Here is a 515-nt window from a genome sequence, read left to right on the forward strand (position 1 = left end):
GCGCTCACGCGCAGGTTGCCGTCGATGCGCGAGAGATCGCCGCCCGTCACCCGCGAGACGATCGCGTCGACCTCGGCGCCGGGCCGGAACTCCGCCGCGTGGGCGGTCGGGACGTCGAAGCGCTCGAAGCTGTAGAAGAGGTTCGTCTGGCCGCCCCCCGAGCGCGTCACGCCGCGATCGGCCTCGATCTGCCAGGTCGTGCCGCCGGGATCGAGGGGCGCCTCGCCCGGCGTCGTCAGCGTGTCGTCGAAGACGACCTGGGCTGCGACCGGCGACGGGCTCGACGCGAGGGCGAGGGCGAAGGCGAAGGCGAAGGCGACGATCGCAGTGCCGACGCCGAGGCCTCGGACGACGCCACCGTCGACGCCGACTCCAGCGCCGACGATCCCGACCCGCCGGCGCCCACCGCCGCGCGCCTTCCGGCGCGGCTCAGTCGACCGCGGCATCGCAGCGCGGCGCGGGATTCGCGGCGAGGCCCTGGAGCGCGCGGTCGAGGACGACGGCGTCGGCGGCGT

Annotated in this window: 1 protein-coding gene; it reads right to left on the reverse strand. The window is 75.7% G+C overall.

Going from position 1 to position 515, the window contains the following annotated elements; all coding sequences use genetic code 11:
- On the reverse strand, positions 1–515 hold a 515-nt coding region (locus JNK74_30360; GenBank protein ID MBL7650472.1), incomplete at both ends, for a filamentous hemagglutinin N-terminal domain-containing protein.

It is taken from the genome of Candidatus Hydrogenedentota bacterium (genome assembly GCA_016791475.1).
In the GTDB taxonomy this organism is placed as follows: domain Bacteria; phylum Hydrogenedentota; class Hydrogenedentia; order Hydrogenedentales; family JAEUWI01; genus JAEUWI01.